This is a genomic window from Alloalcanivorax marinus, assembly GCF_016906305.1.
In the GTDB taxonomy this organism is placed as follows: Bacteria; Pseudomonadota; Gammaproteobacteria; order Pseudomonadales; family Alcanivoracaceae; genus Alloalcanivorax; species Alloalcanivorax marinus.
The window spans coordinates 75,164-93,062 of sequence record NZ_JADDOL010000005.1; the positions used below are offsets into that span (position 1 = coordinate 75,164).

Genomic DNA, 17,899 nt, shown 5'->3' on the forward strand with positions numbered 1-17,899 from the left:
ATTTATTGTCCTCAATAAATACCTAACCCCTTGTTTTATAATAAAAAGCGGTTTTGGCACAAAGTCTGCTCTATTCCTCCTGTCCTTACTCCCTTTCGGCAGGAGACCTTCCATGATCCGTATTACCCGTTCGCTCACTCTCGTGGCCCTGTGCCTGCTCGGCCTGGGCGCCCAGGCGGCCACCGTCGTCAAACTGCACCACGACCTGACCGAGGACAGCGCCCAGCAAGAGGGCGCGGTGCGCTTCAAGGAACTGGTGGAAGACCGCAGCGGCGGCGCCATCGAGGTGAAGATCTACCCCAACAACGCCCTCGGCGACGACGTGCAGGTGGCCCAGCAGATGCAGTTCGGCGCGGTGCAGGCGGCGCCCATTCCCACCGCCAAACTGAGCGGTTTCAATAAGCAGCTGCAGCTCATCGACCTGCCGTTCCTGTTTCCCTCCCGGGAGGTGGCCTATGAGTTCCTGGACGGCCCGGTGGGCGAGCGGGTGCTGAGCGGTCTGCGTGACGCCGGCTTCGAGCCCGCCATGTTCTGGGAAAGCGGCTTCAAGCAGATGACCTGCGACCGGGCGGTGCACGAACCCGCCGACCTGAAAGGCACCAAGTTCCGGGTCATGGAAAGTCCGCTGCTGATCGCCCAGTACAAAGCGGTGGGCGCCAACCCGGTGCCGATCGCCTTCTCGGAAACCTACACCGCCCTGCAGCAGGGCGTGGTGGACTGCCAGGAAAACCCGCTGGTGTCGATCTCGCAGATGAAGTTCTACGAGGTGCAGGACTACCTGATGCTTTCCAACCACGGCTACCTGGGCACCGCCTTCATCTTCAGCAAGGTGTGGTTCGACGGCCTGCCCAAGGACCAGCAGGACATCCTGATGGCCGCCGCCCGCGAGGCCGGTGAGTATCAGCGCGAGCGCTCCGCCGCCCGCGAACAGGGCTACCTGGACGGCATCAAGGCCGCCGGCGGTACCGAAGTGATCGAACTCACCGACGCGCAGAAGCAGGCCTTCCGCGACGCCATGGACCCGGTCTACGAAGAATTCGGCGGCATTCTCGGCGCGGACCTGATGCAGGCCACCCGCCAGGAACTCGAGCGTCTGAGCGCCGGCCAGTAACGGTCGGCGGGGAGCAATCATCATGTGGCAACGATTCAGCGACGGTCTCGCCAAACTGGAGGCGGCGGCGGTGGGCAGTCTGATCCTGTTCGCCGCGCTCATGCTGTGCGTGCAGATCAGCGCCCGCGCCCTGTTCAACTTCTCGTTCAGCTGGGCCGAGGAAAGCGTGCGCTACGCCATCATCTGGATGGTGTTCCTGTCCTGCGGCCTGGCGTTTCGCAAGGACGCGCACATCAGCATCGACGTGCTGCGCCAGATTCTCCCCGGCCCGGCCCGCAAGACCCTGGAAGTGCTGATCACCCTGGCCTGCGCGGTGCTTGCCGGGCTGCTGGTGTGGTACGGCGGTGCCATGGTCCAGACCCTGCACCGCTTCGGGCAGGTGTCACCGGCCATGGAGGCCCCCATGTATTGGTTCTACCTGGCGATCCCGTTCAGCGGCGTGCTGATGCTGATCCGCCTGGCGGAATCCCTGGTGCGCATACTGCACCCTCGGCCGGCCCAAGAGCCGGCCCCGGTTCTGGCGGGGTAACGATATGGGCGCGGGTTTCTTCGTGATGGTGTCCGGCCTGCTGACCGTGGGCCTGCCGATTTTCGTGGCACTGACCCTGGCGGTGTTCATCGGCCTGCATCTGGAAAACGGCACGCCGCTGATGCTGATCATTCAGCGCATGTTCTCCGGCCTGGACAGCTTTCCGCTGATGGCGATTCCGCTGTTCATCCTGGCCGGCAACCTGATGAGCACCGGCGGCCTGTCCCAGCGCATCCTGCGCGTGGCCATGCTGCTGGTGGGCCCGATGCGTGGCGGGCTGGCCATGACCACGGTCACCGGCTCCATGTTCTTCGGCGCCATCTCCGGCTCCAGCCCGGCCACCGTGGTCTCCATCGGCCGCATGATGCTGCCCACCATGACCGAGCAGGGCTACGACAAGAAGTTCACCCTGGGCCTGCTGATGGCCACCGGCGCCCTGGGCATCATCATTCCGCCCAGCATCTTCATGATCGTGTACGGCGCCGTGGCCGGGGTGTCCATCGGCGCCCTGTTCATGGCCGGCATCGGCGCCGGCCTGGTCTACGGCGCGGTGTTCTTCGGCTATTGCTGGTACCGGGCCCGCCGCGACGGGCTGGAGCCGCAGCCCTGGCCGGGCCTGGGCGAGCTGCTGGCGGCGGTGCGCGAGGCGATCTGGGGGCTGGCGATTCCGGTGCTGATCCTGGGCGGCATCTACGGCGGCGTGTTCACGCCCACCGAGGCGGCGGCGGTGGCGGTGGCCTACGCCGCCTTCGTCGGCCTGTTCGTGTACCGGGAGCTGGACCTGGCATCGCTGTGGAAGGTGTGCGTGGACAGCGCCGTGATCACCGCCCAGGTGATGATCATCATCTCGGCGGCGGCGGCGTTCTCCTGGTACCTGACCTCCACCGGCATCACCGAAACCATCGCCGGCGGCCTGCTGGCGCTCAGCGACAGCCCCTGGACCCTGCTGCTGCTGATCAATGTGGTGGTGCTGATCGCGGGCATGTTCCTGGACCCCAACTCCATCGTCATTATCCTGGTGCCGTTGATCGTCAATGTGGCCCGGGCGGTGGGCATCGACCTGGTGCATCTGGGCGTGATCCTGTGCGTGAACTGCGCCATCGGCATGTTCACGCCACCGTTCGGCATGAACCTGTTCGTCGCCAGCGGCCTCGGCAATGTGCGTTACTCCGAGGCGGTGCGCGGCGCCCTGCCACTGGTGTGGCTGGCGATGCTGGCGCTGCTGATCGTCAATGTGTTCCCTGAAATCAGCCTGTGGCTGCCCCGCACCGTGGTCTCGGGCATGTAGCCGGGCCACGTCATCGGAAATGGAGACGTTCGTGAAACTGGAAAACGGCTTTCTGGACTTCGACCCGGTCCATCTTCACCCCACCGGCCGCGGCACGCTGGACGGCCGGCGGTTCGCGGTGAAGGACGTGTACGACATCGCCGGCACCGTTACCGGCATCGGTCATCCTCTTTATCGTGAAACCCACTCGCCCGCCGACCATACCTCGCCGCTGGTGGAAACGCTGCTGGCCGCCGGCGCCGAGCTGGTGGGCAAAACCCACACCGACGAGCTCACCTACAGCCTGGCCGGCCAGAACGTGCACTATGGCACGCCGCCCAACCCGGCGGTGCCGGACGGCATCCCCGGCGGGTCCTCCAGCGGCTCCGCCTCGGTGGTGGCCGCCGGCCTGGTGGACTTCGCCCTGGGCAGCGACACCGGCGGCTCGGTGCGGGTGCCGGCCAGCTACTGCGGGGTGTACGGCCTGCGCCCCACCCATGGGCGGATGGACGACCGGCACACCGCGCACCTGGCGAAAAGCTTCGACACCCTGGGCTGGTTCGCCGGCGACGCCGCCACCATGGCGGCGGTGGGCCAGGTGCTGATGACGCCGGACACCGGCCCCGCCCCGGTGGAACTGCGCCTGCTGCGCGAGGGCCTGGACATGGCCGACGAGACCGTGGTGGACCAGCTGCGTGACCTCACCGCCGACGGCTTCGCCGGGCTGCGCCTGGACGAGGACGCCACGGTGGGCCCGCTGGACGCCTTTTTCCAGGCGTTCCGGCCGGCCCAGGCGTTCGAGGCCTGGCAGTATTTCGGCGAGTGGATCACCGCCCACCAGCCGCAATTCGGCCCGGGCATCCGCGAGCGCTTCGCCGCCGCCGCCGCCATCACCCCGGAGCAGGCCGCCGAGGCCCGCGCCGCCTGCGACGCCCTGCGCCGGCGGGTCCGGCAACTGGTGGGCGAAGGCAACGTGCTTTGTCTGCCCACCACGCCCACCTCGGCGATCCCCCTGGACGCCAGCGACGAGCAAGTGGACGAGGTGCGCTTTCGCACCCTGTGCATGACCGCCGTGGCCGGCACCGCCGGCCTCCCGCAGCTGAGCCTGCCGCTGCTGCGCGACGCGCGCGGCCCGGTGGGTCTGTCGCTGATCGGCCCGCCGGGCAGCGACCGGGCGCTTCTTGACCTGGCGGTGAAGTGGGAGCAGGCACGATGAGCGCCGAACTGGACCTCCCGGAGGTGGTGGCGGAAGTACGCGCCGCCTTCGAGGAATACGAAAACGCACTGGTCAATAACGACGTGGCGGTGCTGGATCGGTTATTCTGGGAAGATTCCAGGGTGGTGCGCTACGGCGCCGGCGAAAACCTGTACGGCTACGACCAGATTCAGGCGTTCCGTGCCGCCCGGCCAGGCAATAATCTGGCCCGCACCCTGCATAACACCCGTATCACCACCCATGGTCGCGACCTGGCCACGGTCTGGACCGAGTTCACCCGGCCGGGCAATTCCCGCACCGGGCGCCAGAGCCAGGTATGGGCGCGCCGCCCCGAGGGCTGGCGCGTCGTGGCCGCCCATGTATCGTTCATGGACGAGGGCTAAAAACAATGAGCGAGCAGTCATCTCCCGTGTCCGCCGTACCGTTACCGGTGGACACCGACCGCCCCCTGGCGGAGCAGATCCGTCGGGCACTGTCCGATGAGATTCTCGGCGGCGCCCTGCCGCCGGGCACCCGTCTGGACGAGATCGCCCTGGCGCGCCGCTTCGACGTGTCGCGCACGCCGGTGCGCGAGGCGCTGCGGGAGATGGCCTCCGCCGGGCTGGTGGAACACCAGCACCGGCGCGGCGTGTTCGTGATCGAGATCCCCGACCAGCGGCTGGCGGAAATGTTCGAGTACGCCGCGGAAATGGAAGCGGTGTGCGCGCGCATGGCGGCGGTGAAGATGACCCGGGCGGAGCGCGAGGAACTGCTGGCCGTGCACCTGGACAGCCATGTGCACGTGGTCAATGAGGACGTGGACGCCTACGACGCCGCCAACCTGCGCTTCCACGAACGGTTGTTCAGCGGCTGCCACAACAGCTATTTGTTCGAAGCCGCCATGGCCGCCCGCTCCCGGGTGCTGGCCTACCGCCGGGTGCAGTTCACCGTGGGTGATCGGCTTTCCACCTCGTTCGCCGAGCACAGCGGCATCGTCATGGCCATCGTGCGCGGCGAGAGCGAGCACGCCGCGGAACAGATCCGCGACCACGTGCTCAGCGCCCACCGTACCTCCCAGAACTACCTGGGGCGCCGGGCGCCCCGGGAAGAGGACGATCAGTCGTCCCAGGTTTCCTGAATGAAACGCAGGTCGTAGGCTTTCCGGTAATCCAGCCCCTCGGGCAGGGTGCCGGCCTCCACCATGTCCTGGTAGAACGTCTTCCAGCGCTCATCACTCATCATGCCGTAGCGGCCGCCTTCCGCGTCGGAGGCCAGCAGAAGATTCTGCGCCTGCATTTCCTTGATGCTGTAGGCGATCAGAGCGTCCGCCATTTCCGGGTTGTGGGCCTGGATCAGCGTATTGGCGGGCCCGGGGTTCTCGAAGTAGGCCGCCCAGCCCTTGGCGGTGGCGTCCACCATGGCCTGCACCACCTCCGGGTGTTCGTCGATCATCGCCCGGGTGGTGTCCAGGGTGCCCGCGTAGGCGCCCCAGCCGGCGTCCGCCAGCAGCAGGCTTTTGGCGGCCACCTTCTCCTTGCCAAGGAAATAACCGTCGTTGGTGATGTAGCCCTGCTGGGCGATGCGTTTGTCGGCGATAAAGGGACCGATGGTGTAATCGTAGGGACGCAGCTGATCGTCGGTGAAACCGTATTGCGCTTTCAGCCACGGCCAGTAGGCCACCCGGCCGGCGGTGGGGATGCGGATGCCGGCGCCCTTGAGGTCGGCGATCTCGTCGTAACCCTGCCCTTCATGGACCATCAGCGATTGCGGGTCCTTCTGGAAGAAGGCCGCCACCGTCACCAGCGGCAGGCCCTGCTTCACCGCGTTCAGCGACTGCAGGCTGTAGCCCATGCTGAAATCGGTGGCGCCGCCCAGCAGCAGCTGCACGTTGTTGACCTGAGGGCCGCCCATCTTGATGGTCACGTCCAGCCCTTCCTGCTCATAAAGCCCCAGGGCCTTGGCGGCGTAGATGCCGCCGTGTTCCGCCTGGGCGTACCAGGTGGTGCTCACCGTCACCGGCGTCAGCTCGGCGGCCTGCCCGACGGCGACCACGCCGCCCATCAGTACCCCGGCCAGCGCCCCGCGCGCATGCTTCCAACGTTTCATCGCGACCTCCACGGTCAGAAAAGGATCAACCGGCCGCCTGGCCGGGCATCCGGAAGTGATGGATTTCCTCGAAGGCGCGCACCCAGCCTTCGATCAGGGAGGCGAGCATCTTGTCGCCCTCTTCCCGGCAGGAGCCGGCCGGATCCCCCACCACCCCGCTTTTGCTCAGATCATGGGTCAGCCAGGCATAGCGGAAGCGCCCTTCCGGCGTCAGCAGCCCCTGGTGCGGCGGCGGGTATTCGCCCACCGCCCGGTCCGGGTGCACATGCTCCTCGGCCAGCGCCATCATCAGGCTGGTCTCGGAACGGCCGGCGTGGATGCCTTCCTCCAGCTCCCTGGTGGACAAAAAGTCGCTGGCGCAGTGGGGCACCGCCCAGGAGAACACCGGGAACAGACAAAAATCCTGGTATTCGGCGCGCAGGTCCCGGGCGATGATTTCCACCACCTGGGGCTGGCCGCCGTGGCCGTTGAGCAGCACCAGTTTGCGGAAGCCCATGCGGTAAACGCTTTCGCCGATGTCCCAGAGAATCCGCATCAGCGTTTCCGCCTTGAGGATCACGGTGCCGGAGAAATTGATGTGCTCATTGGATTTGCCGCACCACACCGGCGGCAACGCGAACGCCGGTATCGACGGCGGCAGCGCCGCCAGGGCGCGGCCGGTCAATTCCGTGGCGATGGCGGTATCGGTGCACACCGGCAGGTGCGGGCCGTGCTGCTCGATGGCGCCGATGGGCAGCACGATCACCGTGTTTTCCTTGTCCGGCAGCGCTTCGATGGCCGGGGCGGTGAAGTACGGCAGAAAACGGGACGGCGGCACCGCGCCGTGGAGCTGGGTCATGCCGCCGCCTCCTCGTCCCAGGTGCGCATCTTGCCGGGGTTGAGCAACCCCTGGGGGTCCAGGCGGCGCTTCATGGCCAGCTGTCCCGGGTCCACGGTGAGCTTGCCACCGTCCTCGAGAATGTAGGTGTGCGGGTTGCTGACGAACACGCCGTTGTCGCGGTGGAACTGGATGATGTCGTTCAGCCGTTCCTCGCTGGTATAACGGATCACCTGCAGGCCGCTGCAGGTCACCGCGCCGTCCGCGCGCAGAAACTCCAGATGCAGCATTACCTCTTCGCCGAAGTGGTGGTGCATCTGCTCCACCTTTTCCACGTTCTCCCAGGGGCGGAAGCCGCTTTGCAGATAGGTGATGTCCTTGTGCTTGCGGAAGATGTGCAGGGTGGTGTGGTTCCAGCTGTGTTCGATCATGCTTTTGGTGGTGCCGAACACCTCGGCGTGGGACTGCTCCTCGACCAACTGGCCGCCGAATTTTTCGCGCAGCTCATGGAGCGCGTCCATGCCCGGCCGATTGACGATGGCCACCACCGCGGTGTGGCCGGCGGGAATCCGGTCTTCCAGGCCACACATTTGCGGCAGCGGATCCGCCAGCAGCGTCAGCAGCTTTTTCATGGTGCCGCAGGTGCTGCCCAGGGCCTGGCAGAACCTCACCGCCTGCATGAAATCCGGGAAGCTGAGCAGGTTCTCGCGCCAGTCCAGGGCCGGGGCCAGGGCGAACTCCAGCTCGGTGATCAGGCCGTTGACGCCGTAGGCATGGTAAAGATCGCGGGCTTCGGCGCCGCGCAGTTCCTCGGCCTCGGGCTGCTCCGCCATGCTCAGGGCACGCACCCCGAGCACATTGCCCGGGTCGCCGATGGAGCCGTAGGTGATCGAGCCGACGCCGCCGAAGCCGCCGCAGAAGAAGCCACCGGCGGTGGCCAGCCGGTAGGTGGACGGCATCAGCCGCAACTCCCAGCCGTGCTCGCGGGCGGCCTTGTCGATGTCCACCAGCCGGGCGCCGGCCTGCACCCGAGCCACGCCGTCCTTGATCCAGAGAATCCGGTTGAGGCCGCTCATGTCCATCAGCACGCCCCCGTGCAGCGGCGTACTCTGCCCGTAGTTGCCGGTGCCGCTGCCACGCAGGGTGAGCGGAATGCGGTGCCGGCTGCAGGCCGCCGCCACCCGCTTCACGTCCTCTTCGCTGGCGGGCTTGACCACCAGCTCCGCCTGTTTGCCACGGAGCTGCTCCACCAGCACCGGGCTGAACCAGGAAAAATCCTTGGAATAGCGCTGCAGGGCGCGGTCCTCGGTGCTCATTTCAAGCCCGTCCAGATCCGCGCACAGCTGTTGCAAAGTCTCGTTGTCGGTCATCGTGCTCTCCATTGTTTTGCTCTCCACCTACTGCTCGACCTTGAGGGCGCTTTCGTGCCAGTTGCGCAGCACCCGGTCGGACAGCCACACCATCAGCGCGAACAGGGTGATGCCGGTCAGCGTGATCAGCCCCAGGGCGGCGAACATACGGGGAATGTCCAGGTTGTAGCCGGACTGCAGAATCAAATAGGCCAGGCCGGCCTGGGTGCCGCCGGTGCCGGCCACGAACTCGGCCACCACCGCGCCGATCAGCGCCAGGCCGGTGCTGATGCGCATGCCGCCGAAGAAGTACGGCAGGGCACTGGGGATGCGCAGGCGGATCAACTGCTGCAGCCGGCCGGTGCGGTACATGCGGAACATGCTGAGCAGATTCGGGTCGACGCTGCGCAGCCCCAGGGTGGTGTTGGAAATGATCGGGAAGATGGCGATGATCACCGCGCACACGGTGAGCGCCCAGGTGGTGTCGTCCACCCAGATGATGATCAGGGGCGCGATGGCCACGATCGGCGTCACCTGCATCAGCACCGCATAGGGGAACAGGCTCACCTCGATCCAGCGGCTCTGCACGAACAGCAACGAGGCGGCGGTGCCCAGCACCACCGAGATGGCGAACGCCATCAACGTGACCTTGAGGGTCATCAGCAGGCTGTGGAACAGCACGCCCCAGTCCTCCACGAACGCCTTACCGATGTCCACCGGTCCGGGCAGGATGTACACCGGCGTGCCGGTGGCGCGCACCACCGCTTCCCAGAGCAGCAGGAACACCACGCCCACGAACAGCGGCGCGGCGATCTGCACGAAACGTTCGTTTTCCAGCAACGGGGATTTCATGAGTTCGCCTCCTCGCCCTGGCGGCTGGCCACTTCCAGCGCCTCGGACACGCGCCGGCAGTAACCGGCGAATTCAGTGGATACCCGGAATTCCTGACCGCGCGGATAGGGCGCCTCGATGGGCACGTCCTCGATCACCCGGCCCGGCCGCGCCGCCATCACCACCACCCGGTTGGACAGATAGACCGCTTCGTACACCGAGTGGGTCACGAACACCACGGTCCAGCCATTGGCTTTCCACAGCCGCAGCAGGTCGTCGTTGAGCTTGTTGCGGGTCATTTCGTCGAGGGCGCCGAACGGCTCGTCCATCAGCAGCAGGTTGGGTTCGGTGACCATGGCGCGGGCAATGGAGACCCGCATCTGCATGCCGCCGGACAGCTCCCGGGGGTAGGCGTTGCCGAATTTGTTCAGGCCCACCATGTCCAGGGCCTGGTCGATGCGCTGCTCGGTGTCCGGCCCTTTCTCGCGGTTCAGGTCCAGGGGCAGGCGCACGTTCTTGCGCACCCGCGCCCACGGCATCAGGGTGGCGTTCTGGAACACGAAGGCCAGCTTGCGGCCTTTCTGGCCGACCACGTCGTAGCCCTGCTCCCACCATTTCACTTCGCCGCGGGTGACGTCGCCGAGGCCGGCCATCAGCCGCAGCAGGGTGGATTTGCCGCAGCCGCTGGGCCCCAGCAGGCTCACGAACTCCCCTTCCTTGACGGTCAGTTCCACGTCCTTGAGGGCCACGGTGCCGTTGTTGTAGACCTTGTCCACGCCGTGCACGTCGACGATGGGACGGCCTGCCCGGCCGTTGCCTTGCGGCGTGCCGGCGGTGTCCGGGTCCTGCCCGGCCACGACCACCTCGGGGCGGATTGCTTTCACGTGTGTCACGGGTTTTCCTCCTTCATGGCCAGGGATTGAGCGGGCAGCTCAACCCAGGACCCCTGGGTGTTCACGCTGAGGGTCAGAATGCGAAGGTCGGCGGCGCGGATCGCGCCGGGGGCGCGGCCGCTGCCGTCGTTGAGGGCGTAAGCGGGGTAGCAGGCGCCACTGACACTGAGGCGCAGGCGCTCGCCGGCGCGCAGCAGCGCGCAGGTGCCGCGCAGGTCCACGGTCACCGGGCCGTTGCCACGGGCGCGGGTGTAGCCCTGGGTCAGGTTGCGGGCGCGGCCGTCGGCGTCCACCACCGACAGCACCGCGCACAGATCGAAGCTGTCCGCGTCGGCGGCGGCGTTGAGCGTCACGCTCACCGGGCCGGCCAGCTGGTGATCCTCTCCCAGCGGCGCGCCGGTGTAGGTGAGCACGTCCGGGCGGGCGTCCACCACGGTGCGGTCGTGGATCCCCGGCGAGGGCGCCAGATGGCCGCCCACCGCCGGCACCGGCCGCCACGGATCGTGGATAAAGGTGTCCACCACCGGTTCACCGGTTGCGCCCAGGCGGCCACCGCCGATGTCGAAGCCGGCGCTGCCGTCACTGGCCAGTGGCAGGCGCGTGCCCGGTGCCGGCGGGTAGTCGGCGTAGGCGCGCCAGCGATTGGCGCGCAGGTCGTAGAGCTGCACCGTCGGGTCGCGGTCCACGCCGGTGTCGTGGCCTTTGAGAAAATGATCGAACCAGCGCAGTTGCAGGGTATCGATGGTGGATTGGGCGGCGTCGCCCAGCCACGCCTGGCCCACCGCCGGGGTCCACGGCAAATGGGTCCAGGGCCCGATCACCAGCCGCTGGTGGGCGGCGCCGGCGCGCAGGTGCTCGAAGGTGGCGAAGGTGCCGGTGAGAAAGCTGTCGAACCAGCCGCCCACGTGCAGGGCCGGCAGGTCCACCACCGGCAGGCAGCCGGCCACCGAGCGTTCTTCCCAGTAGTCACTGTCCAGGGAGCGGTCCAGCCAGTCGCCGTAGAAGGTGCCGCCGAGCAGGTCGCGCACCGCCGGCGAGGCCGGGTCGATCAGTTCATCGGCGCCGGGGCCGTGGCCCAGGCGGTAGCGTTGCGCGAAGCGCTCGTGGTTGCCGTCGCGGCGGTCGCTTTCGGCACCCAGCTGGGCCGCCCAGGAGAGGCTGTTCTGCAGCCGGAAGGCGCCGCCTTCGTAGGCCCAGTCCCGGTCCAGACGGAAGCCGGTCATGGCCGGCGCGATGGCTTGCAGGGCCGGGTGGCCGCTGGCGGCGGCGAACAACTGAGTGACGCCCTGGTAGGAAAAGCCGTACATGCCCACCCGGCCGTTGCAGGCGGGCAGCGCGGCCAGCCATTCCAGAGTGTCCTCGCCGTCCCGTTGTTCATTGATAAAGGGCTCGAAGCGCCCTTCCGAGGTGCCGCGCCCACGCACGTCCTGGATCACCACCAGGTAACCCTGGGCCGCGTACCAGGACGGATGGGCGTAGGTGACCGTGGAGGCGATGCGCCGACCGTAGGGCTGGCGCATCAGCAGCGCCGGGAACGGACCCTCGCCCTCGGGCACATAGAGGTCCGCGTCCAGCCGCACGCCGTCGCGGGTGCGCATGGACACCACTTCCGGCATCGGCGTTTTCATGCGCCCACCCCCTGCAGCACACGCAGGTCTTCCGCATCGAGCCGGTCCGGAACACCGTTGCGGATCAGCTCGGCGAAGTGTTCGTCCGGCACCATCACGGTGAGGGTGTAGAGGCGCCCGGCGCCGGTGTTCTCCACCACGTGCTCGGCGCCGGCGGGCACCACCATGGCGTCGCCCTTGCGCAGTTCCACCCAGCTGTCGTCGCAGCGGGCGCGGCCTTCGCCTTCCAGCACGAAGAACAACTCGTCGGCGGTCTTGTGGGTGTTGGGCGGCGTCAGGCCACCCTCGTCGAAGATTTCCACGCAGGCGATGAAATCCAGTTTTTCCTTGATGGAATCGAACATCACCACCAGACGGTTGCTTTCCCCCGCCTTGATGCGGAAGGCTTCGAACTGATCGGGGCGTTTAAAGAAGGGCAGCATCAACGGGCCTCCAGGGCGGCGATCAGATCGGTGGACAAGGCGGTGAACCCGAAGATCTGCCGCGCGTTGTAAAGCGTCGCGTCCCAACAGAACGCCGGCGAGGTGGTGGCGGTGCAGTCTTCCAGCAGCACGGTGTCGTAGCCGAGGAAGTTGGCGTCCGCCAGGGTGTGCAACACGCACTGGTCGGCGTTGACGCCGGCGAACAGGCAGGTGCTGACACCCAGGTTGCGGAGAATGGAATCCAGGGGCGTGTCCCAGAAGCCGCTCATGCGGAATTTGTCCACGCGCACATCGGCGTCGGCCACCGTCAGTTCATCGATGACGGCGGCGCCCCAGCTGTCTTTTTCCAGCACCGGCGCGCCGGAGGCGGGCACCGGATCGCCCAGCCCCACGTCCTCGCCGCTGCCGTTGTAAACATGGCGCAGGGCCGGGGAAATGTTCATCAGGTCCCGGCGGTTGCCCCAGTTCACCCACACCACCGGCACGTCGGCGGCGCGCAGCGCGGGCAACAGGGTTTGCAGCGGCGCCAGAGGGCGGCGCGCCGGCGTGGTGTCCACGCCGATATGATCGAGCCAGCCGCCGGGGGTGCAGAAGTCGTTCTGCATATCCACCACGATCACGGCCAGACGATTGAGATCAAGACGCAGCGCTTTCGGCTGCGCCGGAAAAGAGACGACACGGGGAGCCGGTGTCGGGCGGCTGAGATCGGCGAGCTCGCCGTTGACGCCCCACTGACTGCCGGGGCGGGTGCCCATCGGGTGCAGGGCGCTGTTCAGGTCGGAGAAACGGTCCGTCATGGTTCGGCTCGGCCTCTTCCGGAATCAGGGCGGCCTCCGGACGACGGCGCAGAGGGGCACCGCCGCCGGGGCCGATGGGTCAATCAGAACTTCAGGCGGGTGCCCACGCCGTAGCTGTCGCCGTCACCGAGGGTATCGATGTCGTCGTTCATGTAGTTGGCGTAGATGTCGAGCTGGTCGTTGATGATCCAGTCGTAACCCACGGTCCAGGTTTCGCGCTCGGCGTCGACTTCGCCGTCGAACTCGGACTTGGCGTAGGCGGCCAGGATGGAACCCGGGCCCACCGGAACGCCGACGCCGCCCTGGTAGGTGTCCACGTCCACATCACCGACGGTGGTCTCGGTATCCAGGCTGTGGTACATGCCGTACACCTTGACCACCTGGAAGTCGTAGCTGGCGCCCACCAGGTAGGCGTCCTGGTCGGTGACGGAGAACACGCCGCCGCCGATGGCCGCCAGACCACCGCCTTCACCGAAGCCCGGGCTGTCGCCGCTGTTCAGCGCGCCCTGCTTCACGGAGTGGGCCGCGGCGGTCAGCATCAGGCCGCCGGCGCGGTACACCAGGTTGCCGCCGAATTTGTTTTCGGAATCCTCACCGGATTCCTCGCCGAAGGCGTACACCACATTGGCGGTGAGGCCACCCATTTTCGGCGACACGTAGGAAATACCGTTGCTCCAGCCGGAGTCACCCACGGTGGCGCCGTAGTTGCCGCCCTGGAAGGAATGCAGGATCGCCGGGGAGAACACGAAGGAACCGCCGAACGGGTTGGAGAAGATCACCGGCAGGAACATGGGCGCGCCAACACGACCGGCGGCGATCTGACCCAGGTCACCGTTGAAGCCGACCTGGGCGGCACGAGCGAAGAACTCGTCGCCGTTGTAGCGGCCGTCGTCACCGGTGTCGGGACGCAGGAACATCTCCGCCTTGGCGAAAGCGGTGGTGCTTTCGTTGATGTCGGCGGTGGCGGTGAAGCCCACGAAGGACGTGGTCATGCCACCGGCATCCAGAACCTTGGAATCGTCGGCGGCGCCCGGTGCTTCCCGGCTGCCCGCGAACACGTCGAGCAGACCGTAGAAATCCACATTGACGTCCGCGCTGGCCATACCGCTCGCGCCCATCAGCGTGGCGGCCCCCAAAGTCGTCGCAACCTTTCTGTTCAGTTTCACAGGTTTTCCTCTCTGAAAAGTGGGGAGCAGTCCGCCGGCGGCGCCTTCAGTCGCGTCCGCCTTCGGGTGCCCGTGCCACCGGTACAGCCGGTGTCCCCCGGATTCGCTCCGTCTTCCCGACCGGTCACGAAACCCTCTTTAAATACGTCGCCAACGCATCCCGCGACGGCGGCTGTTCGAACCGGGTGATCAGGCAAACACCCGGTTCGTGATCCTGTGCACCGGACCGGCAACGGCCGGTCTTGCATACACGGTACGGTGATACTTTCAAGATGCGTGCCAGAGACGTGGCCGGGCGTGTGAAAGGCGGGAAACAGGTGAAAGGGCCGTCAAGGAATGCGTGGCCCGCGCGTCGACGCGGTGTTTGGCTGCCCGTTTTTGGGGCGGTCGGGCCCGAGTCGCCCTATCCGGGCGCGACGGTAATACAAGAATGACGAAGATCGACGGCGGAAAACAGGGAGAAGACCGGCTTCGATCTTGTGTTACCGCCCGGCAAACCGGCGCGGGCCGGTGGCTGACCCATAAAAAAAGCGGCGCGCCTTCGTCCAGGCATCGCCGCCATTTTGTATACAAAAGTTCGCTCAGGCGTCGGTGAGGGCGTGCTCATCGAGCAGGCGCTGCATCATGCGGCGCATCACCAGGCCCGGTTTATCCGACGCCATGTGCTTTTCTCCGCGCGGATCCAGCGGCATGTCCGGATCCGTGCTTTCCAGCACCCTTTTGTCTTCCAGCGTGACCTTGCGATCAAACGCCAGCAGCGCCTCGCGGTCGAAGCCGCCGCCGTGGTCCTGCTGCAGGCAGAATTGCACCACCTGGGAACGCCCCTGGTCGATGGGCACCTGGCAGTTGACGATCACATGGGCGGGGCCGCCGTCGGCGTAATTGATGCGCAGCCGGCACACGAAGGGGACGTACCAGGAGCAATCCAGGAACCGTTCATTGCGGTCCTGCTGGGCATGGTGGGCCTGGGTGACGCCCAGGCGACCGGTGTAATGGAAGCCGCCGTCGAATTCGGTGATTTCCGCGTCCTCCGCCACCAGATGCTCCGGGCTGCCGAAGGTCCCCAGATGCACATAGCTGGGGTGCGCCATATCGAGCTCGTTCTCCATCACGCGCAGCCCTGCCACCTTCCACTCCTCGTAGAATTCCTGAATCAGCTCGAAGTCCGGCTCGGCGGCCTCCGGGATGGCGGGAATATCGAACAGCGGCGTGTCCAGCGCCACCCAGGCATAACCGTAACGGCTGGTGCAGTGGTAGGCCGCCACCCGGCGGCGCGGGCCCGGATCACGGTCCGGCATCTGCGGAATGTGCACGCACTGGCCGGCCCGGTCGTAGCGCCAGCCGTGGTAGGGACAGGCCACCTTGCCGTCACACACCTCGCCCAGGGACAGTTGCGCGGTGCGGTGGCAGCAGCGGTCCTCCAGGGCCGCCGGCGCGCCGTCATCGTCGAGAAACAGCACCAGCGGCTGGCCCAGCAGCACGAAGCCGCGCGGGCCCTCGCGCAACCGGTCCAGCGGCATCACCGGATACCAGAAGCGGCGAAACACGGGATGATCCATCACGTTCATGGGGTGTCCTCCTCGGCGGGGTGAAGCGGTGGCGGGCGGAAAGTCAGTCCGAGCAGGAACGACACGCCCACCGCCGACAACAGAAACAGCATGGCCGCGGGAAACCCGAAGCCGTCGCGCAAGGCGCCAAACAGCAGCGGCCCCAGTGCGCCCATCAGCATGGCCAGCCCCTGCACCAGCGCCGACAGGCGGCCGGCCTCGGTGGGCGTGGCGGCGTAATCCAGCGGCAGGGTCAGCGCCAGCGGAAAGGAACCGCCCAGACCGATTCCCGCTATCACCGCCCAGGGCACGCCACCGGAGGCCGGTGCCCACCACAGGCCCACGATGCCCACCATCAACAGCAGCAGGCTGATCGCCATGGCCGGGCGCCGGTCCCGTGAAAAGCCGGCCAGCGGCGGCACCAGCAACGCGGCGGCGATCTGCGCGCCGGTGAACACGGTGAGCAGCGCCGCGCCCTGGGCCTGGCTGTGCCCCTGGGCCACATAGAACGGCACCAGCCAGGCCAGCAACGACATATAGGCAATGGAGCCGGTGCCCAGAAACGCCGCCATGCGCCAGGCACGGGCATCGGCCCAGGGCAGCGCCCGGGCGTTGTCGCCCCGGGGCCGCGCCAGGGTCACCGGCCACAACAGCGCCGCCACCAGCGCCGGCAACGCCCAGATGCCCAGGGCCAGCCGCCAGTCGCCGCCGGCGCCGTCCATCAGCGCCGGCGTGGCGGCGGCGCCCAGGGCCGCGCCCAGGTTCATGGCGGTGGTGAACAGGCCCATCATCAGCGCCGCCCGGCCCGGGAAATATTGTTTGATCACCACCGGAATCAGCACCTGCCCGCAGGCGATGCCCAGCCCACCCACCAGGGTGGCGGTGAACATCACCGCGGGATTGAGCCCGACCCAGCGCCCCAGGCAGCCCGCCGCCACCAGCAGCAAGGCCACGCGCAGCCCCTGGCCACTGCCGAGACGGCCTATCAACCAGCCGCCCACCAGCGCCACCGCGCCCATGCAGAAGGTGGGCACGGCGGCCAGCAGGCCGGCGGCGGTGCTGCTCAGGCCCAGGTCCATGCGCACCGCTTCCAGACTCACCCCCAGGGAAGTGAGCAGCGGCCGCAGATTGAGGCCGGCCACGGCGATCATCACCGCGATCCAGCCCAGGCCCACCGCCACCGGCCGAGCCGGCGCGGGCCGCACCGCCGGTGACGCGGGCAGTTCAGTGGCGGCCATCAGTAGGTGGCGTTCAGTTTGGCCATCAGATGCTCACCGGCCAGGATCGGCGGATAGCGCGATGGATGGTCGGCGTCCGCGCAGCTTTCGATGCAGCGGATTTCCGCGTCCGGGTTGGGATGACAGAAAAAGGCGATGGAATAGCGGCCCGGCGAATCGCCGCTGACGAACGGCGAGACCCGGTGCGGCGTGGAGCAGAACACGTCGTTGGTCCAGCGCTGCATCAGGTCACCGGTGTTGACCACCACGGTGCCGGGGATCGGCGGCGCGGTGATCCACTCGCCGCTGCGGGTACGGACTTCCAGGCCGGCCACGCCGTGCTGGAACAGCAAGGTGATGCTGCCGTAATCGGTGTGCGCGCCGGCGCGCTTCTCGCCGGCCTGGGGCGTGTAGCCCCTGGGCAGCGGCGGGTAATGCAGCAGCCGCAGGGTATGGTGCAGCTGGTCATGGGTGTCGATAAAGAAACCGTCGGGCAGATCCAGGGCCACCGCGAACGCTTCCAGCACCCGGTTGGCCGCGGCCACGCAGCCGTCCATCAAATCCAGCACCGTATCGCGGAAGTCCTCGGGCCTCGCCGGCCAGCGGTTTTCCCGGTAGGGCCGCTCTTCCTCGGCGAGGCTGTCCGCCGCCGGTTCCGGCCCGGCGTTGAACGCCTCCTTCAGATCGCCGGGCTTGCTGGCGTCGAGCCGTTCCCGGCGCACCGCCACATAGCCCCGGTTGCTGCTGGCGCTTTGCCAGGCAACGCCCATCTTCTCTTCGTAGGGCAAGGCAAAGAAGCGCCGCGATGCCTGAAAGGAGCGATCCAGAAGGGGTTCCGGCACACCGTGGTTGGCCAGATAGAAAAAGCCCCAGTCGGCGCTGGCCTGGCGCATGGCGGCGGCCACCGCCTTGCGGTCCTCGGCGCCGCCGTGGAGAAAGGGGCCGAAATCGATCACCGGAATGGCGCCGGCATCGGTGCGCCGGGCGGTGGTTTCTTGCAAGGTTTCCATCGGGCAGCTCCCTG

General features: G+C 67.2%; 18 protein-coding genes. 6 read left to right on the forward strand and 12 right to left on the reverse strand.

From position 1 onward, the window contains the following. The first annotated feature begins 112 nt into the window (after positions 1 to 112). The 6 genes from IM760_RS06075 to IM760_RS06100 are packed head-to-tail and all read left to right on the forward strand — an operon-like array spanning position 113 to position 5,240. A complete protein-coding gene (locus IM760_RS06075; RefSeq protein WP_204427640.1) occupies positions 113 to 1,111 on the forward strand; it encodes a TRAP transporter substrate-binding protein in 999 nt (332 codons plus the stop codon). 22 nt (positions 1,112 to 1,133) lie between these two features. Beyond that, positions 1,134 to 1,640: a TRAP transporter small permease gene (locus IM760_RS06080; RefSeq protein WP_204427641.1), complete on the forward strand. Its 507-nt coding sequence runs from the start codon at positions 1,134 to 1,136 to the stop codon at positions 1,638 to 1,640. A gap of 4 nt (positions 1,641 to 1,644) precedes the next feature. After that, on the forward strand, positions 1,645 to 2,928 hold the full coding sequence (locus tag IM760_RS06085) for a TRAP transporter large permease (protein ID WP_204427642.1): 1,284 nt from the start codon (positions 1,645 to 1,647) through the stop codon (positions 2,926 to 2,928). Between the two features lie 31 nt (positions 2,929 to 2,959). Further along, positions 2,960 to 4,123: an amidase gene (locus tag IM760_RS06090; protein ID WP_204427643.1), complete on the forward strand. Its 1,164-nt coding sequence runs from the start codon at positions 2,960 to 2,962 to the stop codon at positions 4,121 to 4,123. Beyond that, on the forward strand, positions 4,120 to 4,506 hold the full coding sequence (gene hpxZ / locus IM760_RS06095) for an oxalurate catabolism protein HpxZ (RefSeq protein ID WP_204427644.1): 387 nt from the start codon (positions 4,120 to 4,122) through the stop codon (positions 4,504 to 4,506). Before IM760_RS06090 ends, hpxZ begins: the two co-directional genes overlap by 4 nt. 5 nt (positions 4,507 to 4,511) lie before the next feature. After that, positions 4,512 to 5,240: a GntR family transcriptional regulator gene (locus tag IM760_RS06100; RefSeq protein ID WP_204427645.1), complete on the forward strand. Its 729-nt coding sequence runs from the start codon at positions 4,512 to 4,514 to the stop codon at positions 5,238 to 5,240. On the opposite strand, the gene IM760_RS06105 is transcribed toward IM760_RS06100, so the two are convergent. The 12 genes from IM760_RS06105 to IM760_RS06160 all read right to left on the reverse strand — a co-directional run bounded on the left by IM760_RS06105 (position 5,219) and on the right by IM760_RS06160 (position 17,885). Further along, on the reverse strand, positions 5,219 to 6,208 hold the full coding sequence (locus IM760_RS06105; RefSeq protein ID WP_204427646.1) for an ABC transporter substrate-binding protein: 990 nt from the start codon (positions 6,206 to 6,208) through the stop codon (positions 5,219 to 5,221). The two genes, IM760_RS06100 and IM760_RS06105, sit on opposite strands and share 22 nt — an antisense overlap. Before the next feature lie 25 nt (positions 6,209 to 6,233). After that, on the reverse strand, positions 6,234 to 7,046 hold the full coding sequence (locus IM760_RS06110; protein ID WP_204427647.1) for a creatininase family protein: 813 nt from the start codon (positions 7,044 to 7,046) through the stop codon (positions 6,234 to 6,236). Further along, on the reverse strand, positions 7,043 to 8,395 hold the full coding sequence (locus IM760_RS06115; protein ID WP_204427648.1) for an FAD-binding oxidoreductase: 1,353 nt from the start codon (positions 8,393 to 8,395) through the stop codon (positions 7,043 to 7,045). Before IM760_RS06115 ends, IM760_RS06110 begins: the two co-directional genes overlap by 4 nt. A 27-nt stretch (positions 8,396 to 8,422) precedes the next feature. Beyond that, complete coding sequence (locus IM760_RS06120; protein ID WP_204427649.1) at positions 8,423 to 9,226, reverse strand: ABC transporter permease; 804 nt, start codon at positions 9,224 to 9,226, stop codon at positions 8,423 to 8,425. Further along, positions 9,223 to 10,098, reverse strand: coding sequence for an ABC transporter ATP-binding protein (locus IM760_RS06125; protein WP_204427650.1), 876 nt, complete (start codon positions 10,096 to 10,098; stop codon positions 9,223 to 9,225). The genes IM760_RS06120 and IM760_RS06125 overlap by 4 nt, the downstream gene beginning before the upstream one ends. Next, the gene (locus IM760_RS06130) at positions 10,095 to 11,726 is read right to left on the reverse strand and encodes a CocE/NonD family hydrolase (protein WP_204427651.1); all 1,632 of its coding nucleotides are present in this window, start codon (positions 11,724 to 11,726) and stop codon (positions 10,095 to 10,097) included. Before IM760_RS06130 ends, IM760_RS06125 begins: the two co-directional genes overlap by 4 nt. After that, positions 11,723 to 12,148, reverse strand: a complete 426-nt coding sequence (locus IM760_RS06135; RefSeq protein WP_204427652.1) for a cupin domain-containing protein — start codon at positions 12,146 to 12,148, stop codon at positions 11,723 to 11,725. The genes IM760_RS06130 and IM760_RS06135 overlap by 4 nt, the downstream gene beginning before the upstream one ends. Then, positions 12,148 to 12,945, reverse strand: coding sequence for a cysteine hydrolase family protein (locus IM760_RS06140; RefSeq protein WP_204427653.1), 798 nt, complete (start codon positions 12,943 to 12,945; stop codon positions 12,148 to 12,150). Before IM760_RS06140 ends, IM760_RS06135 begins: the two co-directional genes overlap by 1 nt. Positions 12,946 to 13,028: 83 nt before the next feature. Further along, complete coding sequence (locus IM760_RS06145) at positions 13,029 to 14,063, reverse strand: porin (protein ID WP_275579262.1); 1,035 nt, start codon at positions 14,061 to 14,063, stop codon at positions 13,029 to 13,031. A gap of 629 nt (positions 14,064 to 14,692) precedes the next feature. Continuing rightward, the gene (locus tag IM760_RS06150; protein ID WP_204427655.1) at positions 14,693 to 15,679 is read right to left on the reverse strand and encodes an aromatic ring-hydroxylating oxygenase subunit alpha; all 987 of its coding nucleotides are present in this window, start codon (positions 15,677 to 15,679) and stop codon (positions 14,693 to 14,695) included. Next, complete coding sequence (locus tag IM760_RS06155) at positions 15,676 to 16,896, reverse strand: MFS transporter (RefSeq protein ID WP_204427656.1); 1,221 nt, start codon at positions 16,894 to 16,896, stop codon at positions 15,676 to 15,678. Before IM760_RS06155 ends, IM760_RS06150 begins: the two co-directional genes overlap by 4 nt. Beyond that, entirely contained in the window at positions 16,896 to 17,885 is a 990-nt protein-coding gene (locus IM760_RS06160) for an isopenicillin N synthase family dioxygenase (RefSeq protein WP_204427657.1), read from the reverse strand. The genes IM760_RS06155 and IM760_RS06160 overlap by 1 nt, the downstream gene beginning before the upstream one ends. Positions 17,886 to 17,899 lie beyond the last annotated feature (14 nt).

Bases quoted from the DNA above. Each gene is read 5' to 3' on its own strand.
- IM760_RS06135 (WP_204427652.1), bottom strand. From the start codon at position 12,148: ATGCTGCCCTTCTTTAAACGCCCCGATCAGTTCGAAGCCTTCCGCATC.
- IM760_RS06120 (WP_204427649.1), bottom strand. From the start codon at position 9,226: ATGAAATCCCCGTTGCTGGAAAACGAACGTTTCGTGCAGATCGCCGCG.
- IM760_RS06115 (WP_204427648.1), bottom strand. From the start codon at position 8,395: ATGACCGACAACGAGACTTTGCAACAGCTGTGCGCGGATCTGGACGGG.
- hpxZ (WP_204427644.1), top strand. From the start codon at position 4,120: ATGAGCGCCGAACTGGACCTCCCGGAGGTGGTGGCGGAAGTACGCGCC.
- IM760_RS06160 (WP_204427657.1), bottom strand. From the start codon at position 17,885: ATGGAAACCTTGCAAGAAACCACCGCCCGGCGCACCGATGCCGGCGCC.
- IM760_RS06075 (WP_204427640.1), top strand. From the start codon at position 113: ATGATCCGTATTACCCGTTCGCTCACTCTCGTGGCCCTGTGCCTGCTC.
- IM760_RS06100 (WP_204427645.1), top strand. From the start codon at position 4,512: ATGAGCGAGCAGTCATCTCCCGTGTCCGCCGTACCGTTACCGGTGGAC.
- IM760_RS06155 (WP_204427656.1), bottom strand. From the start codon at position 16,896: ATGGCCGCCACTGAACTGCCCGCGTCACCGGCGGTGCGGCCCGCGCCG.
- IM760_RS06150 (WP_204427655.1), bottom strand. From the start codon at position 15,679: ATGAACGTGATGGATCATCCCGTGTTTCGCCGCTTCTGGTATCCGGTG.
- IM760_RS06145 (WP_275579262.1), bottom strand. From the start codon at position 14,063: ATGGGCGCGAGCGGTATGGCCAGCGCGGACGTCAATGTGGATTTCTAC.
- IM760_RS06105 (WP_204427646.1), bottom strand. From the start codon at position 6,208: ATGAAACGTTGGAAGCATGCGCGCGGGGCGCTGGCCGGGGTACTGATG.
- IM760_RS06080 (WP_204427641.1), top strand. From the start codon at position 1,134: ATGTGGCAACGATTCAGCGACGGTCTCGCCAAACTGGAGGCGGCGGCG.
- IM760_RS06085 (WP_204427642.1), top strand. From the start codon at position 1,645: ATGGGCGCGGGTTTCTTCGTGATGGTGTCCGGCCTGCTGACCGTGGGC.
- IM760_RS06110 (WP_204427647.1), bottom strand. From the start codon at position 7,046: ATGACCCAGCTCCACGGCGCGGTGCCGCCGTCCCGTTTTCTGCCGTAC.
- IM760_RS06140 (WP_204427653.1), bottom strand. From the start codon at position 12,945: ATGACGGACCGTTTCTCCGACCTGAACAGCGCCCTGCACCCGATGGGC.
- IM760_RS06130 (WP_204427651.1), bottom strand. From the start codon at position 11,726: ATGAAAACGCCGATGCCGGAAGTGGTGTCCATGCGCACCCGCGACGGC.